Source organism: Nonomuraea rhodomycinica (genome assembly GCF_013363995.1).
Classification (GTDB): Bacteria; Actinomycetota; Actinomycetes; order Streptosporangiales; family Streptosporangiaceae; genus Nonomuraea; species Nonomuraea rhodomycinica.
Map to the genome: position 1 here is coordinate 80,692 of NZ_JABWGO010000007.1, position 18,915 is coordinate 99,606.

At 69.9% G+C, this 18,915-nt stretch carries 16 protein-coding genes; 7 read left to right on the forward strand and 9 right to left on the reverse strand.

Annotated elements, in window-relative coordinates; translation table 11 throughout:
- Positions 1-22: 22 nt before the first annotated feature.
- Positions 23-880, reverse strand: coding sequence for an alpha/beta fold hydrolase (locus HT134_RS26565; protein ID WP_246365509.1), 858 nt, complete (start codon positions 878-880; stop codon positions 23-25).
- 934 nt (positions 881-1,814) lie between these two features.
- Here HT134_RS26565 and HT134_RS26570 point away from each other — a divergent pair.
- Positions 1,815-3,122 (forward strand): hypothetical protein, encoded by a 1,308-nt coding sequence (locus HT134_RS26570; RefSeq protein ID WP_175603189.1) that lies wholly within the window; start codon positions 1,815-1,817, stop codon positions 3,120-3,122.
- Positions 3,123-3,162: 40 nt separating this feature from the next.
- Here HT134_RS26570 and HT134_RS26575 read toward each other — a convergent pair whose 3' ends face one another.
- The gene (locus HT134_RS26575) at positions 3,163-4,101 is read right to left on the reverse strand and encodes an NAD-dependent epimerase/dehydratase family protein (RefSeq protein WP_175603190.1); all 939 of its coding nucleotides are present in this window, start codon (positions 4,099-4,101) and stop codon (positions 3,163-3,165) included.
- Positions 4,102-4,263: 162 nt separating this feature from the next.
- Here HT134_RS26575 and HT134_RS26580 point away from each other — a divergent pair, with 162 nt between their 5' ends.
- The 3 genes from HT134_RS26580 (at position 4,264) to HT134_RS26590 (ending at position 8,005) form a co-directional block, all read left to right on the forward strand.
- Positions 4,264-5,118 carry a helix-turn-helix transcriptional regulator gene (locus HT134_RS26580; RefSeq protein WP_175603191.1) on the forward strand — a complete coding sequence of 285 codons (855 nt, stop codon included), beginning with the start codon at positions 4,264-4,266 and terminating at the stop codon, positions 5,116-5,118.
- Between the two features lie 320 nt (positions 5,119-5,438).
- Positions 5,439-6,953 carry a serine hydrolase domain-containing protein gene (locus tag HT134_RS26585; protein ID WP_175603192.1) on the forward strand — a complete coding sequence of 505 codons (1,515 nt, stop codon included), beginning with the start codon at positions 5,439-5,441 and terminating at the stop codon, positions 6,951-6,953.
- Between the two features lie 5 nt (positions 6,954-6,958).
- Positions 6,959-8,005, forward strand: a complete 1,047-nt coding sequence (locus tag HT134_RS26590; protein WP_175603193.1) for a phosphotransferase — start codon at positions 6,959-6,961, stop codon at positions 8,003-8,005.
- A gap of 109 nt (positions 8,006-8,114) precedes the next feature.
- Here the strand turns inward: HT134_RS26590 and HT134_RS26595 are convergent, their stop codons facing one another.
- The 5 genes from HT134_RS26595 to HT134_RS26615 all read right to left on the reverse strand — a co-directional run bounded on the left by HT134_RS26595 (position 8,115) and on the right by HT134_RS26615 (position 14,417).
- A complete protein-coding gene (locus tag HT134_RS26595) occupies positions 8,115-9,824 on the reverse strand; it encodes an ABC transporter family substrate-binding protein (RefSeq protein WP_175603194.1) in 1,710 nt (569 codons plus the stop codon).
- Positions 9,821-11,890, reverse strand: a complete 2,070-nt coding sequence (locus HT134_RS26600; RefSeq protein WP_175603195.1) for an ABC transporter ATP-binding protein — start codon at positions 11,888-11,890, stop codon at positions 9,821-9,823. Before HT134_RS26600 ends, HT134_RS26595 begins: the two co-directional genes overlap by 4 nt.
- The gene (locus HT134_RS26605) at positions 11,887-12,726 is read right to left on the reverse strand and encodes an ABC transporter permease (protein ID WP_175603196.1); all 840 of its coding nucleotides are present in this window, start codon (positions 12,724-12,726) and stop codon (positions 11,887-11,889) included. The genes HT134_RS26600 and HT134_RS26605 overlap by 4 nt, the downstream gene beginning before the upstream one ends.
- On the reverse strand, positions 12,727-13,704 hold the full coding sequence (locus tag HT134_RS26610; protein WP_175603197.1) for an ABC transporter permease: 978 nt from the start codon (positions 13,702-13,704) through the stop codon (positions 12,727-12,729). It abuts the gene before it with no gap.
- Between the two features lie 353 nt (positions 13,705-14,057).
- Positions 14,058-14,417, reverse strand: a complete 360-nt coding sequence (locus HT134_RS26615) for a winged helix-turn-helix transcriptional regulator (RefSeq protein ID WP_312888446.1) — start codon at positions 14,415-14,417, stop codon at positions 14,058-14,060.
- A 103-nt stretch (positions 14,418-14,520) separates the two neighbouring features.
- Between HT134_RS26615 and HT134_RS26620 the strand changes: the two genes are divergently transcribed.
- Positions 14,521-15,171 (forward strand): NAD(P)-dependent oxidoreductase, encoded by a 651-nt coding sequence (locus HT134_RS26620; protein ID WP_175603198.1) that lies wholly within the window; start codon positions 14,521-14,523, stop codon positions 15,169-15,171.
- A 5-nt stretch (positions 15,172-15,176) separates the two neighbouring features.
- Here the strand turns inward: HT134_RS26620 and HT134_RS26625 are convergent, their stop codons facing one another.
- A complete protein-coding gene (locus HT134_RS26625) occupies positions 15,177-16,301 on the reverse strand; it encodes an epoxide hydrolase family protein (RefSeq protein WP_175603199.1) in 1,125 nt (374 codons plus the stop codon).
- A 120-nt stretch (positions 16,302-16,421) separates the two neighbouring features.
- Here HT134_RS26625 and HT134_RS26630 point away from each other — a divergent pair, with 120 nt between their 5' ends.
- On the forward strand, positions 16,422-16,970 hold the full coding sequence (locus HT134_RS26630; protein ID WP_175603200.1) for a DUF305 domain-containing protein: 549 nt from the start codon (positions 16,422-16,424) through the stop codon (positions 16,968-16,970).
- Between the two features lie 53 nt (positions 16,971-17,023).
- On the opposite strand, the gene HT134_RS26635 is transcribed toward HT134_RS26630, so the two are convergent.
- On the reverse strand, positions 17,024-18,136 hold the full coding sequence (locus tag HT134_RS26635) for an alpha/beta hydrolase (protein ID WP_175603201.1): 1,113 nt from the start codon (positions 18,134-18,136) through the stop codon (positions 17,024-17,026).
- 76 nt (positions 18,137-18,212) lie between these two features.
- Here HT134_RS26635 and HT134_RS26640 point away from each other — a divergent pair, with 76 nt between their 5' ends.
- Positions 18,213-18,914 carry a FadR/GntR family transcriptional regulator gene (locus HT134_RS26640; RefSeq protein ID WP_175603202.1) on the forward strand — a complete coding sequence of 234 codons (702 nt, stop codon included), beginning with the start codon at positions 18,213-18,215 and terminating at the stop codon, positions 18,912-18,914.
- Position 18,915 lies beyond the last annotated feature (1 nt).

Genomic DNA, 18,915 nt, shown 5'->3' on the forward strand with positions numbered 1-18,915 from the left:
CGCGGCGGTCCTGCTGCGCCGGTCAGGCCAGAAACTGCGCAATGGTGTCGAGCCACGCCTGAGGGTGGTCCAGATGCGCCATGTGGCCCGCATCCTCGATCACAACAGCCTTTGCGGAGGGGATCACCTTGGCAGCGGCTTCGATCAGCGTTGCGGGAAAGAGCATGTCTTGCCGTCCATGCAACAAGAGCAGGGAATGGCCGCCGGCGGCGAGCCTTCGAGCGGAATCCTCCGGGCGAGCTGGAGGCAGAATGCCAGCCCGCCAGGGCCGCATCCACTCAGCGGTGAAATGGACGCGCGCCAGGCGATTGAGGTAATCGGGAAGGGCTTGCGAACGCCAAACGTTTGCTGGGGCCGAGGCGATGGCAGCCGCACGGGTCAGCTCGGGCCCCGAGAGCGACGGATCACGCCACACGGCACTTTCCGCGGCGAGCCGCCTGCTTCGTTCATGCCAGCCGTCAAAGGCGCCTGGAGGTACGGGCAAGACGCTGCTGGAGGCGATGATCAGGCGTCGAACCCGCTCGGGAGCGGCCAAGGCCAAGCGCTGAGCGATGAAGCCACCATAGGAGAAGCCGAGGACGTCGACCTGACCGAGACCCATGGCGTCTAGGAGAGCGATGAGGTCCCGAGTAGTCGCGGCAGGAGTGTATTGGTCATCGAGAAGGCCGCAGGTAGAACGCCCGCAGCCGCGGAGATCCGGCATGATCAATTGGTGATGGCCGGCAAGTTGGTCGAGCGGCGTCCGCAGATAGGTGTGATCCCAATCCGGACCACCGTGGATCACCAGCAACGTCCGGTCGGCAGGACCACCAGCCTGAGCGACGAACAGCTCTACGGCTGGTAGGTGCGACACGGCCACCATACTTTCGGCGAACAGCATGATCCCGCACCTTCCGAACGAGATCCGAGATACCGGCAAGTTCCAGATCATCTCCCGCAGGTTCCGCAAGTTCCGCAAGAGCCTCCGGAGCTCCTTCGGTGAGCTGGTGCTGCTGACAGTAGTCGGCGTCACGGCCTTCCGCAGGCAGCCCGACGACCGACCAGGATTGCGGGTTCAGAACACGGCCCTGAACCTTCGGCTGAGACACCACACCATGATGCCCCGACAGCATCGCTCGCAGAATCTTCGAAGGTCGGGACGCCCATCGTTGTTCGCTCCAGATGGCTGACGCCGTGACGATCGCTCACTTCGCTGCTCAGTGTGCATGGCGGGGCGATCGGCTGCAGGGTGCTGTCCGTTGGGGCTTCCGCTTATCGAGCCTCGCCAACTCGTCCGGAGGCTTCTGGATCTCTGTCGGGTGACCGAGAGTCCGGCTCTCCTGTCTCGCGGCGCCTGCCCCCACCTCTTACGCCCGGGCGCGCCCATGCTCCCCCGCGATACGCACGAACCCATCGAGCGCCGCTTCCTTTGCCCACCGTACGCGAGGCTTCTCAGAGCGCTCCTCATGCTGCCGGTTCAGCACAAGCCGACCTAGGTTCGAGAACGGCAAGAACCGCCTCCGAGGTGACCGTCATACGGCGGCGCGGCGTGGCCGGTCGGTCCAGCAATTCTTGAATTCGCATGCGTCGACAAAGGCATGTCAAGACGCTGAGTTCATTGCTGAACCGCGCTGTTTTGGCCTCCTCGCGTTCTATTGTCGCGCTCCAATGCGCACGTTTGGATCTAAGAGGCGATCTTCTGAGGCGCATCTTCAAAGGGCGGGTCTCACGCGTGTCCCGGTTTGGCCGCCTGTCCTGTCCTGCCCTCGGTGCTCTCGTGGTGAGCGACTGATGGGCCTGCGCTTCTCCGTTCTCGAAGTGAAGGAGTGCTGATCATGACCGCGTTGACCTACGCCATCTTCACAGACCCGGCGGCCTTGGAGGCTTCAGCGGCGGGACGAAGGTCCAGGTCCACGGGAACGGTGTACCTGGTCATCACCAACACCGCGAGGAGGACCGATTGGTTGAAGATCGAGGTGAGGGTCCCCGTCGGTGACGACGCCGGAGACCTCACCCCGGACCTCACGGAGATGAAGGGCGAGTACACCGACAACCGGTGGGGGGCACGGCCCAGAAGCCAGGAGGTGAAGGTCGGCCGGCAGCAGGGCGGCGACGTCTTCGAAGTCACCCCCCAGGCCGGGGGTGCGGCCTCTTTCAAACCCGGCGACTACATGGTGCTGACGCTGGAGAACGTCACCATCGCCTCCACCGCTGGGCCGGTCGTGCTGACGGTGAGGGAGAAGACCGAGGACGACGACGGAGAGCACACCCGCTACACGTCGGTGGCGCTGCTCAAGACGTCTCCGGCGGAGATTGCGGCGCCGTGCGGCTTCCACCCGGACAAGGGCATGGTGGGCGCCGGAGAAAACCTCACGCTGAGCTGGGAGGGATCCCCCGAACTCGACTACAGGATCCTCTTCCCCGGCGGGCACGCGGACATTCCCTCGGGCACGCGCACCTGGTCGCCGGCGGACGCGCCGAGACGGGCCACCACCTACACCCTCGTCGCGACCGACCCCGTCACCCAGAAGCAGCACTTCCTCACCACCACCGTCCAAGTACGCCATCCCGTCCTGGAAACGCTCACCGCCACCACCGGGATCGACACGCCGTGGGTGCGAGGGGCGGCGGACGGAGAGAAGGGACGCGTCACCTTCACCGGCAGAGGGGTGGAGATCTCCGACAACTCCAACAGAAAAGGCACCGTGACGGCCGACAAGGCCGACCTCAACGGTGTGAACACCGGTTGGGTGCAGGGGAGAAGTACCGATGACGGATGGATCAGCTTCCCGAAGGAGGGGCTGAACGTACGCAAGGGAGCGGGGCAAGCCTGGGGATCGGTGTTCGCGGACAAGGCCGACCTCAACGGTGTGAACACCGCATGGGTGCAGGGGAGAAGTGCCGACGACGGATGGATCACCTTCCCGGTGGAAGGGCTCAAAGTCCACCGGAAGGACGACAGCCATTTGACACATCTGGACGTCGGTTATGCGACCCACGACATCGTGAAAACGAGAATCGTGCGGGGGCTGAGAGACGATGACGGATGGATCAGCTTCCGCAAGGAGGGGCTCAACGTTCATCGGGAGCGTGGCATGGAACGGGGAACTCTGTTCGCCGCCGAGACCGATCTGAAGGGATGAGTCGAAGTCCGGCATCGAGCACCTAGCGCGGCCTGTGCACTCAGCCGCGCCCGTCGCCCGGCGATGAGTCTCCGATCGGGTCGCCTTGCCTCAGGGCGGTGGCCTGGGCGTACGAGCCGGAGGTCAGCTCGTCGAGCAGGCTCGGCGACGTGGGGTTCCAGCCGAACAGCCGCCGTGCCTTGGCGGAGTCCAGCGGCGATGAACGGGTGAGTACGGCGGCGGCCGGTCCCATCATCTCGGCGGCCTGCTCGGGGGTGACGGACACGGCGCGGGCTCCGGCCGTCGTGGCGACGGCCTCGACGATCCTGCGCATGGGTGTCCGCTCGGGCCCGGCGGCGTTGACGACCGTTCCGGGCGAACGGTGCGCCAGCACGGCCGCGTACAGCGCGGCGAGGTCGTCGACGTGGACCGACGACCACTCGTTGGTCCCGTCGCCGATGTAGGCGACCGTGCCCTGCTGCCGGGCGGTGGTCAGCAGGCCCTCCAACAGCCCCGACCCGGCGCGGCCGTAGACGAGCCCCGCCCGGATCACCGTGCCCGCGACGTGGCCGGCGTCCAGGACCTGCCGTTCGCCGAGGATCTTGAAGGGCTGGGGGCTCCGCGGGTCGACCGGGTGCTCCTCGTCCACCGTGGCTCCTCGGGTGTCCGGGTAGACCAGACCGGTGCTGGTGTAGAGGAACGCGGCCCCTTCGGTGAGCGCGTCCAGCATGGAGCGCAGGGCGTCGTGCTCGATGTCTCCCATGCCGGCGTCGAAGTAGTCCACCGCGGTGTGGACGACGGCGTCGGCGCCGGCGGCTCCCGCGCGCAGGACGTCCAGGTCCCGCAGCCCGCCGGGCGCCGCCTTGGCGCCCAGCGCCTCGACCCGCTCGCGGGCCCGGTCCGACCGGGCCAGGGCGACCACCTCGTGGCCGGCCCGGAGGAGGTGCTCGGTGACGACGCCGCCGACGTAGCCGCTGGCGCCGGTGATGAAGATGCGCATGCTTCGCGCTGCCTTTCGGTCCGATCTGCACGGATGGACGTCTGCGGGACAGACCCGGGCGTCCCCCGTCTGGCGAACCCCACTGTCGCCTCCTCCGGTCCCGCGCAGCCAGGGACCGGGAGTCCGTGGCTGCGGTCCGGCGCGGGACATACCGTGGGGCACATGGACAGACGAGCGTTGGCGGACTTCCTGCGTAACAAGCGGGCGCGGATCAGCCCGGTGGACGTGGGGCTGCCCCAGGGGCACCGCCGGCGCACGCCGGGCCTGCGGCGCGAGGAGGTCGCCCAGCTCGCCTACATCTCGGTCGACCACTACACACGACTGGAGCAGGCGCGCGGCCGGCACCCGTCACGGCGCGTCCTCGGCGGCATCGCCCGCGCGCTGCGCCTCACCGACCAGGAGCGCGCCCGCCTGTTCCAGCTCGCCGGGGAGAGGGAGGAGAGCGAGGCGGCCGCACCGGTACGCGAGGTGCAGCCGAGCACGCTGAACCTGATCGAACGGCTCAGCGACACCGCCGCGATCGTCGTCGACCCCACCTGCCGTGTCCTGGCCTGGAATCCGCTGGCCGCGGCCCTGCTGGAGGACTTCTCCGCCCTGGCTCCCGGCCAGGAACGCAACCTCATCCGGCGCTACTTCCTGCACCCGGACCCGGACCTGCGGCACTACGGGATGGGCGCCTCCGATCAGTTCGCCGTCACGGCGGTCAGCTACCTGCGCATGGCGGCCACCCGCTACCCCGACAGCCGCGAGGTGCAGGACCTGGTGGCGGAACTGGTGGCCGGCAGCGAGGACTTCGCCCGCCTGTGGGAGTCCCATCAGTTCCGCATCGACCGTCACCTGCAGCAGAGCGTGCGGCATCCGCAGGTCGGAGCGATCGAGCTGGATTTCGACGTCCTCACCGTGCCCGACCAGGAGCAGCAGGTGGTCATCTTCACCGCCGAGCCCGACTCGCCCGCCTACCGGTCCCTGCAGTTGCTGAAGGTCATCGGCACCCAGCGCATGACCGTCGAGAGCTGACCGCGCGACGTCCGACAGTCCGGCGGCCGCTACTCGGCCAGCCGGAAGACCGTCGACTCCCGCGGCCGGAAACCGGGCCGCTCGTACAGCCGGTCGGCGGCCACGCGATCGGGCCGGGAGGTGAGATCGACGGTGCGCGCATCCCCGTCGGCCGGCGCGCCCGCACCCCGCGCCGGAACGCCGGGAGCATCCGCGAGCCGCCTTCGCCGTGCCCCGCCACCTGACGAAAGTCGGGGTCAGGGCCTGCCGATCGGGCGCTGTGCGGCCGTCTCGCCGGCTCTTAGCGTTCGTCTACCTACGGACGAACAGCTTGAGGAACCATGATGAAGACCGGCAAGAGCGCGGCCGTCGCCGCTCTGACAGGTGTGCTGCTGCTGACAGGAGCGACCGCCGCGACCGCCGCGGCGAAGGCCGCCCATGCGCCGAAGGCCGGCGAGCCGACCGCGGCCGCGATCGACGCCTACGTGCGGGACTACGCCGAGCGGACCGGCCTGCCCGGCGCCGTGGTCGCGGTCACCAAGGGCGACAGGGTGGTCCATGTCGCGGGCTACGGCCACACGGCCGACGGCAAGGCGATCACCAAGGACACGCCGATGCCGCTCGCCTCGCTTTCCAAGTCGTTCACCGCCCTGGCGGTGCTGCGCCTCGCCGACCAGCACAAGATCAGCCTGGACGCGCCCGTCCGGAGCTACCTGCCGGAGTTCACCATGGCCGACCCCCGCGCCGGGAAGATCACGGTGCGGCAGCTCCTCCAGCAGACCTCGGGCATGAGCGACCGGACCTTCCCCGAGCTGACCCTCCCCGCGCCCGACACCCTCAAGGACGCCGTCGCGATGCTGCGGACCGCCCCGCTCGCCACCGCCCCGGGCACCAAGATGGCCTACCACAACCCCAACTACGCCGTCGCGGCCCGGCTGGCCGAGGTGGTGGCCGGGGTGCCGTTCGGCGACTACCTCGCCACGAGCGTGTTCCGCCCGCTCGGCATGACCTCCACCACCACCGTGAACACCACCCGCGACCTGCCCGGCGGGGGCGCCGGCTACATCCGCGCGTACGGCCAGGTGGTGGAGCGCGCGCATCCGAAGTGGTTCCTCAACGGCTCGTTCGGGGTCGTCAGCACCGCCGACGACCTGGCCAGATGGCTCATCGCGCAGAACGGCTCCAGCCGTGCCGTCCCGGAGCGCACGATCAGGACCGCCCAGACGCCGTCCGGCGTGGGGGGCAGCACGTACGGCATGGGCTGGCAGAGCGGGAAGACCGCCGGCGGAGCGCCCGAACTCCAGCACACCGGCTGGCTGCTCACCCACAACTCCGCCCAGACCGTGCTGCCCGGCAGCCGGTACGGCATCGCGGTCGTCACCAACACCGGGATGATCTCCGGCGACGACGCCCTCCTCATCACCGACGGGCTGATCGACCTCATCGAGGGCCGCCCCGACGCCGGAGCCGCGCCCTTCACCATGTCCGCCGACCCCTGGCTGGCCGGCCTGTCCCTGCTCAACCTCGGGCTCGGCGCCCTCGGAGTCGTGCGCGCCCGCCGCTGGGCCCGCCGCCGCGCGGGTCGTCCCGCTTGGCGGCTGGTCGCGCGCCTGATCCCGTACGCGCTGCCGATCGCCCTGTTCGCCGGCCTCGCCGACCTGATCGGCCTGCTGATGAACCGGGTCGGCACGATGGACATGATCACGTACGTGTGGCTCGCGCTCTACGTCTGGGCCGCCACCGCCGCGCTGGCCGGCGCCGCCGTCATCGTCGCCCGCGCCGTCCACGCCGTCCGCGCCCGCCGCTCCCGGGCAGGAAATCCCTTCGCCACCGACGCGCAGCGGCTGGGAGCCTAGGGCGCATGACGCCTGCGCGAGGCCGGAGTTTCCTGGGCCGTGGAGAGATCGCCGAGCTGGCCGAGCCGGTCTTCGGGAGAGGCCGTCGGGTGGCGGAGGCCCAGCGGCTGCGCGGGGGCAGCAAGAAGGGTGTCTACCGGGTCCTCTTCGAGGACGGGTCGAGCGCCGTCCTGTACGTCTGGTCTGCCGAGGAGGACTACTGGCCCGCCACCTCGGGGGACTCCGCCGCCTCCAGCGGCGAGGGGCCGTTCTCGCACGCCTCCGGCCTGCGGTTCTTCGAGACGAGCGTCGCGTGCCTGGAGAGGGCGGGCGTGCGCGTGCCCCGGCTGCGCTTCGCCGACGGCACCCGGTCCCGCCGCCCGTACGACTTCGCGTTCGCCGAGGACGTGCGGGGCGGGACGCTGGAGGAGCGGCTCACGGATGACCCGCTAGGGGCGAGGGCGGTCCTGGCCAGGCTGGGCGAGGCACTGGAGCTGATGCGGCGGCGCACGAGCCCGCGCATCGGCAAGGTCGCCGACGTGCTCGACGGTCCGGAGACGGCTGAGGGCGGGTCGCGCGCGGGGCGGCCACCGAGAATCCGTCAGGCGCAGGCCGTGGTGCTCGATCGCGCGCTTCGCCACCTGGACGAGGCCGCCGCACGGGTCGGGAGCATCGCGGAGGTGCGGGAACAGTGCCGGGCCGTGCTGGAGGAGCTGGCCGAGGGCATCGAGCCGCGGACGCGTCACGGGCTGATCCACGGCGAGCTCGGGCCGGATCACGTCCTGGTGGACGATCGGGACGAGCCGGTGCTCATCGACATCGAGGGGACGATGTTCTTCGACGTCGAGTGGGAGCACGTGTTCCTGCGGATACGGTTCGGCGAGCACTACGAGGACCTGCGCGTCGACGGGCTCGACGAGCGCAGGATGGAGCTCTACCGGCTCGCGCAGCACCTGTCGCTGGTGGCCGGGCCGCTGCGGCTGCTCGACGGGGACTTCCCCGACCGCCGGTTCATGGAGGGGCTGGTGGCCCACCACACCGGGGTCACGCTCGAACTGCTCCGGTCGAGGTGACGGGCGTCAGGGGTCGTTCCTCACGAGAGACGGGACGACCCCCGGCCGCCGAAGCGGGCCGGGGGTCGTCGGTACTCCTCCGGGAGACCGGAGAGAGGATGAGGCGTGATCAGCCGGTGAAGCCGACGATCGAGTAGTCCAGCGACTGGTAGCCCTTGGCGCCCCAGTTCGCCAGCGTCTTCTTGGTCGCCTGGATGTCGGGGCGCTGGTACAGCGGGATCGTGTGCACCATGTCCCAGATCAGCTTGTCGGCGGCGTTGGCCTTCTCGATGGCCTTGGCCGGGTCCATCTCGCTGACCGCGGCGTCGATCGCGGCGTCGAGCGCCGGGTCGCTGCCCTTCGGGAAGTTGCTCTCGGAGCCGGTCTTGTAGATCTGCGGCAGGCCGCCCATCGGCAGCGGCGTGCCGATCCACGAGAACGGGACCAGGTCGAAGTCGCCCTTGATGATGTAGTCGGTGAAGAACTTGTCATCGGGGACCGGGCGGATCGTCAGCTTGATCCCGGCCTCCTTGAGCATGGCCTGGGTGAGCTCGCCCTCGGTCTTGGCGTACGGCAGGCCCGCCGGGACGGTGAAGCTCAGCGCGAACTCCTTGCCGTCCTTCTTGCGGTACTCGCCCTCCTGCTTCCAGCCGGCCGCGTCGAGCAGCTGCTTGGCCTTGTCCAGGTTGTACTTGCCGAGGTCGCCGGAGTTGTCGACGTAGCCCTTGTGGTTGTTCATGAAGACGTGGTTGCCGAGCGTCTGCAGCGGCCAGTCCATGTCCTTCAGGTCGGACTGCGTGATCACGTCACGGTTGATCGCGTACTCGACGGCCTGGCGGACCGACTTGTCCTTCAGGAACGCGCTCTGGTTGTTGACCGTGATGTGCCGCCAGTTCGGGCTGAGCGCCTTGCGGATGTCCACGTTCGGGACTTCCTTGGCCCGCTTGAGGTCGGCGGGGCTGCCCGGCGGGATCTCCACGCCGTCGAGCTCGCCGTTGGCGAAGGCGTTGACCTGCGCGGCGGGCGTCTCGATGGTCCGGAAGATGATCTTGTCGAGCTTGGCCTTCTTGCCCCACCACTTGTCGTCACGCACGACGGTGAGGGTCTTGGTGGCCTCGTCGATCTTCTCCACCTTGAAGGGCCCGGCGGTGACCGGGATCTTCTGCAGGTAGTTCTTCTCCTCGGCCTCCGGCGTCTCGTTCGCCGAGGCGGGGTAGAGGTGCGGCGAGCGCGAGAGCAGGCCGACCCACTCCGGGTACGGCTTGGAGAAGGTCATGACGGCGACCTTGTCCGAGGAGCCCTTGGTGACCGACTCGATCCGGTCCCAGCCGTCGGTGGAGGCCGGCTTGTACTTCTTGTTCTTGCCGTTGTTGGCCTTCCACATGGCCTCGACGTCCTTCCACCCCATCGGGGTGCCGTCGGACCACGTGGCCTTCTCGTTGAAGGTCCAGGTGACGACCTGCTTGCCGGAGGACGTGTCCATCTTCACGTCGCTCAGGTAGTCCGGGTTCGGCTTGAAGTTCGCCTCGGCGTCGGACACCATCGGCTGCGGCATGATCGTGTCGAGCATGTCCGCCGTGTCGGCCTGGTTGCCGTCGACGTGGTTGCCGTTCCACTGGGTCGGCCACTGGCCGACCGTGAGGGTCAGGGTGCCGCCGTCCTTGACCTGCTCGTACGGCACCGGGTTGATGCTGATGGCCGGGGTCTCGGACATCTGCTTCTGCGCCTGCTGGGACTGCTCGGCGCTCGGCTTCTTGGCCTCTCCGCCACCGCCGCCGCAGGCCGCCACGGCCATGGCGAGGAGGGCGATTCCCGCCGCCGCCCGGTATCCAACCTTCACTGTTCCTCCTGGTGTTCCGAGGCCGTGATGACCTCGATCTCCTCCGCGTAGTGGCAGGCGGCGCCGTGATCCTTGGCGCGCGCGAGCCGGGCAACCGAGGGCTCTTCGTCCACACACCGCCGCTTTTCCGCCTCGCTCAGGCGGGCGAACTTGGGGCAGCGGGTACGGAACCGGCATCCCGACGGGGGATCGGCCGGACTGGGCAGGTCGCCTTCGAGCAGGATCCGCTTGCGGCTGCGCTCCATCTCCGGATCGGGCAGCGGGATCGCCGACAGCAGCGCCTGCGTGTAGGGGTGGGCGGGCCGGTCGTAGACGTTCTCGACGGCGCCGATCTCGGCGATCCGCCCCAGGTACATGACCGCGACCCGGTCGGCGAGGTGCCGTACCACGGCCAGGTCGTGCGCCACGAACAGGTACGACAGCCCGAGCCGGTTCTTCAGCTCCTCCAGCAGGTTGATGACGCCGGCCTGGATGGAGACGTCGAGCGCGGAGACCGGCTCGTCCAGCACGATGAGCTTGGGCTCCAGCGCGAGGGCGCGGGCGATGCCGATGCGCTGCCGCTGGCCGCCGGAGAACTGCTGCGGGTAGCGCTCGGCGTGCTCGGGCGCCAGCCCGACCAGCGTGAGCAGCTCGGCGACGCGCTGGGGGACGTTCTTGCGCCCGTGGGCGCGCAGCGGCTCGGCGATGATGTCGCCGACCGGCATGCGCGGGTCGAGCGCCGCCATCGGGTCCTGGAAGACGATCTGCAGGTCGCCGCGCAGCGCCTTGCGGGCCGCCTTGTCCAGCTTGGAGCTGTCCTTGCCGAGCACGACGACCCGGCCGCTCTGCGGCGGCGTGAGCTGCATGATCTGCTGGAGCGTGGTCGTCTTGCCGCAGCCCGACTCGCCGACGAGGGCCAGCGTCTCGCCCTCGGCGATGTCGAACGTGATGCCGTCGACGGCGTGGACGGTGCCCACGCGCCGCTTGAACACCGCGCCCTTCATCAGCGGGTAGTGCCGGACCAGGTTGTCGAGCTCCAGCACGGTCTCGCGCTCCTCGCGCGGGACGCGGGCCACGTCGCTCGGCGGGATGACCGGCACGGGGAAGACGTCGGCGCCGGTCATGCCCTTGTGCTCGATCTCGCGCGAGCGGATGCAGGCCACGTACCGGCCGCCGCCGATCTGGGTGAGCGGCGGCTCCTCGTCGTCGCACGCGTCGATGTGCATGGGGCAGCGCGGCGCGAACGGGCAGCCGGGCGGCAGCGCCGCCGGCGACGGCGGGTTGCCCTCGATGGGCACGAGCGTGTCCTGCTCGCCGTCGACCCGGGGGATCGAGGCCAGCAGGCCCATCGTGTACGGCATGCGCGGCCGGTAGTAGATGTCGTCCACCACGCCCTGCTCGACGGGCCGGCCCGCGTACATGACGAGCACCCGGTCGGCCATGCCCGCGATGACGCCCAGGTCGTGGGTGATCATCACGATGCCGGCGCCGGTCTCGGCCTGGGCGGTCTTGAGCACCTCCAGGACCTGCGCCTGGATGGTGACGTCCAGGGCGGTGGTGGGCTCGTCGCAGATGAGCAGGTCGGGGTCGTTGGCGATGGCCATCGCGATCATCGCGCGCTGGCGCATGCCGCCGGAGAACTCGTGCGGGAACGCCTTGGCCCGCACGTCCGGGTGCGGGATGCCGACCAGGTCCAGCAGCTCGACGGCGCGCTTGGCGGCCTTGTCCTTGCCGACCTTCTGGTGCACGCGGACGGCCTCGGCGATCTGGTCGCCGATCGTGTAGACGGGGGTGAACGCCGACAGCGGGTCCTGGAAGATCATGCTGATCGCCTTGCCGCGGACCCGGGTGAGCTCGCCCTCGTCCATGCCGAGCAGCTCCTGGCCGTGCAGCTTCACCGAGCCGCTGACCACGGCGTTCTGCGGGAGCAGCCCCATGATGGCCAGCGAGGTCACGGACTTGCCGGAGCCGGACTCGCCGACGATGCCGAGCACCTCGCCCTGGGCGACGTCGTAGCTGACGCCGCGCACGGCCTGGATCCCGCCGGGGAAGGTGACGGTGAGGTCGCGGACCTCCAAGATGCTCATGAGTTGCTCCCGGGATCGAGCGCGTCGCGCAGTCCGTCGCCGATCAGGTTGATGGCCAGCACGAGGAGCACCAGCAGGCCGGCGGGGAAGGCGAACAGCCAGGGGTAGCCGGTGGCGTTCCGGGCGCCCTCGGCGATCAGGGTGCCCAGCGAGACGTCGGGCGGCTGGATGCCGAAGCCGAAGAACGACAGCGCGGCCTCACCGATGACGGCGCCGCTGACGTTGAGCGTGGCGTCGATGATCAGCAGGGAGGACAGGTTGGGGACGATGTGCCGCAGGATGATCTTCCAGCGGGGGATGCCCATGTAGAGCGCGGCCTGGACGTACTCCCGCTCGCGCAGCGAGAGCGTCATGCTGCGCACGACCCGGGAGGTGATCATCCAGGCGAACGCGGCCAGCAGCACCACGAACCACAGCCACGAGGCGCCCCGCAGCCGGGGCGAGATGATGGCGATGATGAGGAAGCTGGGCAGGACGAGGAGCAGGTCCACGCCCCACATCAGCAGCTTGTCCACCCAGCCGCCGAAATATCCGGCGAAGGCGCCGACCAGCGCGGCCAGGCCGGTGGCGAACAGCGCCACCAGCAGGCCGATGACGATCGACTTCTGCATGCCGCGCAGCGTCACCGCGTACATGTCCTGGCCGATCGAGGTGGTGCCCCACCAGTGATCGGCGTCGGGCGGCGACAGGAAGGCCAGGAAGTCCTTGTCCGTCCAGTCGTACGCGCCGAGGTACGGGCCGATGTAGGCCAGCGCGATGAGCAGGAGCAGGGCGATGCCGCCATAGCGGGCCTGCCGGTTGCGCAGGAGCCGCCCGAGTACGACCTTGGAACGCACCTAGCTCACCCGCACCCGAGGATCGAGGGACGCCACCAGCAGGTCCGACAGGAAGGCGGCGAACAGCACGCAGACCGCGGTGAACAGGCTCACCGCGGCGACGGAGTTGACGTCGTTCTGGTTGATCGCATCGACGAGCCAGGCGCCCATGCCGTGCCAGGAGAAGATCTTCTCGGTGAAGATCGCTCCGGTGAGCATGGTGCCGAACGCGAACGCGAAGTAGGTGGCCGACGGGATCAGCGCCGTGCGCAGCGCGTGCTTGAACAGCGCCGTCCGGCGCCGCAGGCCCTTGGCCATGGCGGTGCGGACGAAGTCCTGGTTCAGCACGTCGAGCATCATGTTGCGCTGGATGCGGCTGTAGAAGGCGATCGAGCCGAGCGTGAGCGAGATGGTCGGCAGGATGAGGTGGTTCAGCCGGTTGAGGAACTGGTCCCAGCCCGACAGCCGCGGGTTGTACTCGCCGGTGTACTCGATCAGCGTGAAGCCGAGCCCCCGGTTGAGGTTGTAGGTCGCGATCGCGAGCAGCGTGGCCAGCAGGAACACCGGGACCGCCATGACCACGAACGAGCTGACGCCGATGGCCCGGTCGCTGAACCGGTACTGCCGGACGGCCGAGTAGGCCCCGACCGCGACGCCCAGCGCGAAGCCGAGCAGCGTGCCGATGAGCAGCAGCCGCAGGCTCACCATGATCCGGCGGCCCATCTCCTCGTTGACCGAGCCGCCGTTCCACGTCTTGCCGAAGTCGCCGGTCACGACGCCGCCGGCCCAGGTCAGATAGCGCTCGAAGACCGGCGTCTTGTCGTTGAGGTTGTAGGCGTCCAGGGTGGCGTCGATGACCTCTTCGGCGACCGGCGGTTGCCGACCCTCGTACGCGCCACGAGGATTCATCGTCGTGGCGGCGAGCATGTACGCCAGGCTGGCCGCCAGGGCAACCAAGATCAAATTGGTTGCCAGCCGGCGGAGCAGGAACTTGCCCATTTCCCTCCGTACACCGTGCACGGGGGTCGAAATCCGAGGTGGAGGGCCCCCGCAAGGAAAAGCCGTCGCGTCGCCAGAAAATCACTTGACGTGACGGCGACCCGCAAGCCGCAGAATATCCATCCAAACCTCGCAGCTAGCAAAGCGTTGATATAACAGTCAGGTCACTACACAAAGTCGCGACATGATCTCTCTGCGCGGGAAAGCGCTTCGAGCTGCGATGACGCGCCGTCGGGCGGTCATTTTCGGGGGTCCAGACGGAGGCAAGTGTCACAAAACCCGGACAAACCTGACTGCGACGCAGAGTGAGCAGAACGTTAACGAACGTCTCCGCGGCCGGCCTGTGAGGACGATCAGGCCAGGTGGCGATCGCGGGCGTCGAGAAGCGTCTCCATGTGCTCCTGCGCCCAGGCGCACATGGCCGCCATCGGCTCCAGCAAGGTGCGGCCGAGCGAGGTCAGCTCGTACTCGACGCGGGGCGGGATCTCGGCGTACGCGGTCCGGGTGAGCAGCCCGTCGCGCTCCATCGCCCGCAGCGTCTCGGTGAGCACCTTGGGGGTGATGGCGCGAAGCGGCACCTGGAGCTCGGAGAAGCGGCGGGGGCCGTCCTCCAGACATCGGATGATCTTGCCGGTCCACTTGTCGCCGATCTGGATCAGCGGCGTGACGTTCGCACACTGGGCGAACATGTCCGGGTCGAGGGCGTCGGTCACTCTGCCGAGCGTACGTAACTATCGTTGCGGGAACCAAGGGGACGGCCGTTAGCGTCCGCACAGCGCCGATGACCCCATCGGCCTGTGCGAACGGAGTCATCCCATGAGCGAGATCGTTGTGTTCGGCGCCGGTGGCCGCGCGGGGCGGGCCACGGTGGCCGAGGCGGCCGGACGGGGCCATCGGGTCACCGCGGTGGTCCGCGACCCGGCCCGCCACCCCCACCTCGGCGGTGACCGCGTGACAGTGGTCGCCGGCGACGTCACCAGCGCCGAGGACGTCGCGCGGATCGCGGCCGGCCACGACGCGGCCGTGAACACCGCGCTCCGCCTCGACATGCCGTCGCTGGACTTCCTGCCGGTCGCGACCGCCGCGCTGGCCGACGGCCTGGGCCGGGCCGGCGTGAAGCGGCTGGTGCTGGTCGGCATCGGCACCACGCTGGAGAGCGCCCCCGGCGTGCTGGTCCACGACGCGCCCGGCTTCCCGGCGGAGCACCGGGCCTTCTCGCTCGGCCACCTGGCCGCGGTGGAGGCGCTGCGCGACGCCGACCCCGCCCTCGACTGGGTGGTGCTCGCCCCGCCGCCCGCCATGCTGGACGCCGACGCCCCGCGCACCGGGAAGTACCGGATCGGCGGCTCGGCGGTCCTGCCCGACGCGGACGAGCGGCTGTTCGCGTACGCCGATCTGGCGGTGGCGCTGGTCGACGAGGCCGACAACCCCCGGCACCACCGCGCGCTGGCGGCCGTCGGCTACTGAGCTGGTCACCGCAGGGCGGCGGCGAAGGCGCGGACGTCCTCGACCAGGAGGTCAGGCGCCTGCAGCGAGGCGAAGTGCCCGCCCCGGTCGTACTCGGTCCACCTGACGATCGCGAACTGCCGCTCGGCGAGCGTGCGGATGGTGCTGTCGCCGGGGAAGAGCGCGACGGCGGTCGGCGCCTCGACGCGCGGGCCGCCGCCGAAGGCCGCCCTCGCCTCCCTGTAGAGGCGCATCGACGACCCGGCGGTACAGGTCAGCCAGAACGTGGTGACGTTCGTGAGGATCGCGTCGCGCCCGACCGGGGCCTGCACGGCGCGGGCGGGGTCGTAGTCGACGAACCATTCGAGGTTCCAGGCGAGCAGGCCGAGGGGCGAGTCGGTGAGGGCGTAGGCGAGGGTCTGCGGCCGGGTCGACTGGATGGTGGCGTAGCCGGACCGCTCGCGCCACTTCTCGGCGGTGGCCCGGGCCTTGGCCAGCTCCTCCGGGGTGAGCCCGGAGGTCTTGGGGGCGGGCGTGGAGGCGGTCACCATGGCGTTGAGGTGGACGCCCATGACCTGTTCCGGCGCCACCCGGGCGACCTCGGGCGAGATCAGCGACCCGAAGTCGCCGCCCTGCACGAGATAACGGTCGTAGCCGAGGCGGCGCATCAGCTCGGCCCAGGCGCGGGCGATCCGGGTGACGTCCCAGCCCCGCTCGCGGGTGGGTCCGGAGAAGCCGAAGCCGGGCAGCGACGGCAGCACCAGGTGGAAGGCGGGCACGCCGGCTTCGCCGGGCTCGGCCAGCGGGCGGGCGATGTCCAGGAAGTCGGCGACGGTGCTCGGCCAGCCGTGGGTGACGAGCAGCGGCACGGCGTCCGGCTCGGGGGAGCGTACGTGGGCGAAGTGGATGTTCTGCCCGTCGATCTCGGTGGTGAACTGCGGCAGCTCGTTGAGCCGGCGCTCCTGCGCCCGCCAGTCGTACCCGTCGCGCCAGTACGCGGCCAGCTCCCTCAGATAGCCGGAGGCGACGCCGTAGTCCCAGCCGGCGCCGGGCAGCTCGTCGGGCCAGCGGGCCGCGTCGAGCCGGCGCGCCAGCTCGTCCAGGTCGGGCTGGGGGACGTCGATGCGGAACGGCGTGATGTCGTGGCTCATGGACGGCGAGATTAGGAGGAGATGCGGTCGATCCGCTTCCGCATTGCGAGGCCGGCGGTGATCGTGAACTATTAAGAAGGTTTACTTATCAATTTCCGTCCTAGGGAGAGGCGGCGAGGGATGAGGCGGACGGCCCCGGCGCTCGTCCTGATGGCGGCCCTGCTGCTCGCGCTGCCGGGCTGCGGCGCCCGCGGGACCCCGGCTCCCGCGGCCGGTCCGGTGAACGCCCAGGACGTGATGTTCACGCAGATGATGATCCCGCACCACCGCCAGGGCATCGAGATCGCGAAGCTGGGCGCCGCCCGGGCCCGCTCGCCCGAGGTGCGGACCCTCGCCGCGGCCGTCGCGGCCACGCAGCAGGACGAGGTCGAGACGATGCTGCGCTGGCTGTACGCCTGGGAGCAGCCGCTCACCGCCCCCTCCGGTGCGCACGACCATCACGGCGGGATGCCGGAGACCGACCGCGCGCGCATCGCGGCGCTGGCCAGGTCGAAGGCGTTCGACCGGGACTTCCTCAACCTGCTCGCCGCCCACCAGGACGACGCGGTCCAGCTCGCCGGGACCGAGGTGGCGCGCGGGGCCAACCCGGAGGTCAGGAACTGGGCGGAGCGGGTGCGCGAGTCCCGCCGCGCCCAGATCGCCCAGATGAGGAGCCTGCTCCACCAGTGACGCGGAGATCAGTGACGCGGAGATCAGTGACGCGGAGATCAGTGACACGGAGGTCAGCGAGTGACCCTGGTCGCGAAGTCGCGTAACGCCCGCTCGTAGCGGCCCGGGTCGGTGTTCCACGAGCCGACGTGGCCGCCGCCCCGGGTCCGTACGAGCGTCACCAGGTCGGGCCGCGCCGCGGCGAACCGCAGCGCCGGCCCGACCGGCACCGACGCGTCGGCGTCGTCCACGAACAGCAGCACCGGCGTGCGGAACTCCCGCGCGTGCCGCACGTGGTCGACGTCGTCGAGGGAGGCGCCCGTGCGGCGCTCGACCACGAACTTGCCCACCGAGGCCAGCCACCGCGGCACCCCGCGCTGGTCGGCGCCGAGGTCGATGGGCGCGTTCCAGTCGAGCACCGGGCTGTCGAGGATCAGCCCCTTGACCGGCGCCCCGGGCATCCGGCGCACGGTCATCGGCGCGATGCCGCCGCCCATGGAGAACCCGTGGAGCAGCACCCCGGTCGCCCCCTGGCCGCGGGCGTAGGAGATGGCCGCGGCCACGTCCCGCCACTCGGTCGCCCCGAGGTGGAACAGGCCGTCGCCGGCGGGCGCGCCCGCGTCGTTGCGATAGCTGATCCCGAGCACCGGCATCCCCAGGCTGTGGAAGAGCGGCACGAACCGCAGCGCCTCCGCCGCGGTGGCGTTGCGGCCGTGGACGGCGATCACCCAGGTCGTGGAGGAGCCCTCGGTGCGCCAGGCGGGCAGGTCGCCGAGCTCGCCGGGCACGCTCACCTTCCGGTACGGCAGGCCGAGCGCCGTGCCGGGATCCTCGTGCCCCCACATCCACCGGTCGAGGTAGGCCCGCACGCCGGGCCGCAGCGTGCCGCGCCGCACCTTCTCCACGCGCCGCACCACGCTCCCGCCGCCGGTGGAGACGACCGCGCCGAGCGTGGCGTTGCCGCCGTCCCAGGTGAGCCCGTACGTGCCGGGCGCCGCGGTGTCGTCGCCGCCCCGCAGCGTCACCAGGTCGCCCGTGTACGCCACCACCTCCAGCGGGTACGAGGACCCGTGCGAGGGCTCGATCACCAGGCCGGAGTAGTACCACCCGGCCGCGCCCACGCCGGTGACGGACAGCACGAGGAGGACCGCGAGCACCCACGCCAGGACACGCCTGAGACGCTTCATGGCCGGGAAAATACTCTCCTTAAAGACATGAAGCCCTCATAGACGCGAAGCGCGTTAAGTGATTAGATCACTTGATATGTCCGAGGTGGTGCGGCCAACCCTGTCCGACGCTCTGACCGAGCGCATGCTGGAGCTCATCCGTGCCGGTGGGCTCCGGCCGGGCGACCGGCTGCCCTCGACCAGGGAGCTGTCCCAGCGCTTCGCCGTCACCACCCCGACACTGCGCGAGGCGCTCCGCAGGCTCGAGGCCACCGGGGCCGTCGAGATGCGGCACGGTTCCGGCATCTACGTCGGAGCCGACATCGAGCGTGTCGTGCTGCCCAACCCCAACATGCGTGAGATGGACGGCGAGCAGCTCCTGGAGCTGCTCGGCGCCCGCGTGGTCATCGAGCCCCCGCTCGCGGCCATGGCGGCCCGGCGCGCCGCTGGCGCCGAGCTCGCGGCGCTGGAGCGGGTGCTGGACGAGGCCGCCCGGCACCTGCGCGGCGAGGACGCCGAGCTGCACGAGACCAACATGACCTTCCACCGGGCCACCGCGCGGCTGGCCGGCAACAGCGTGCTGCACGAGATCGTCGACTCGCTGCTCACGGTCCACGGGCCCGAGCAGCGGGCGATCCTGCAGATCTTCGACGACCGCCGCCGGGACTACGAGGAGCACCGGGCGATCCTGGAGGCCATCGTCGCGGGCGACGCGGCGGCGGCCGAGGAGCGCATGCGGGCTCACCTGGTGGACGTCAAGACCGTAGTCGAGCAGAGGTTGCACAACCCCCCCAAGTGAA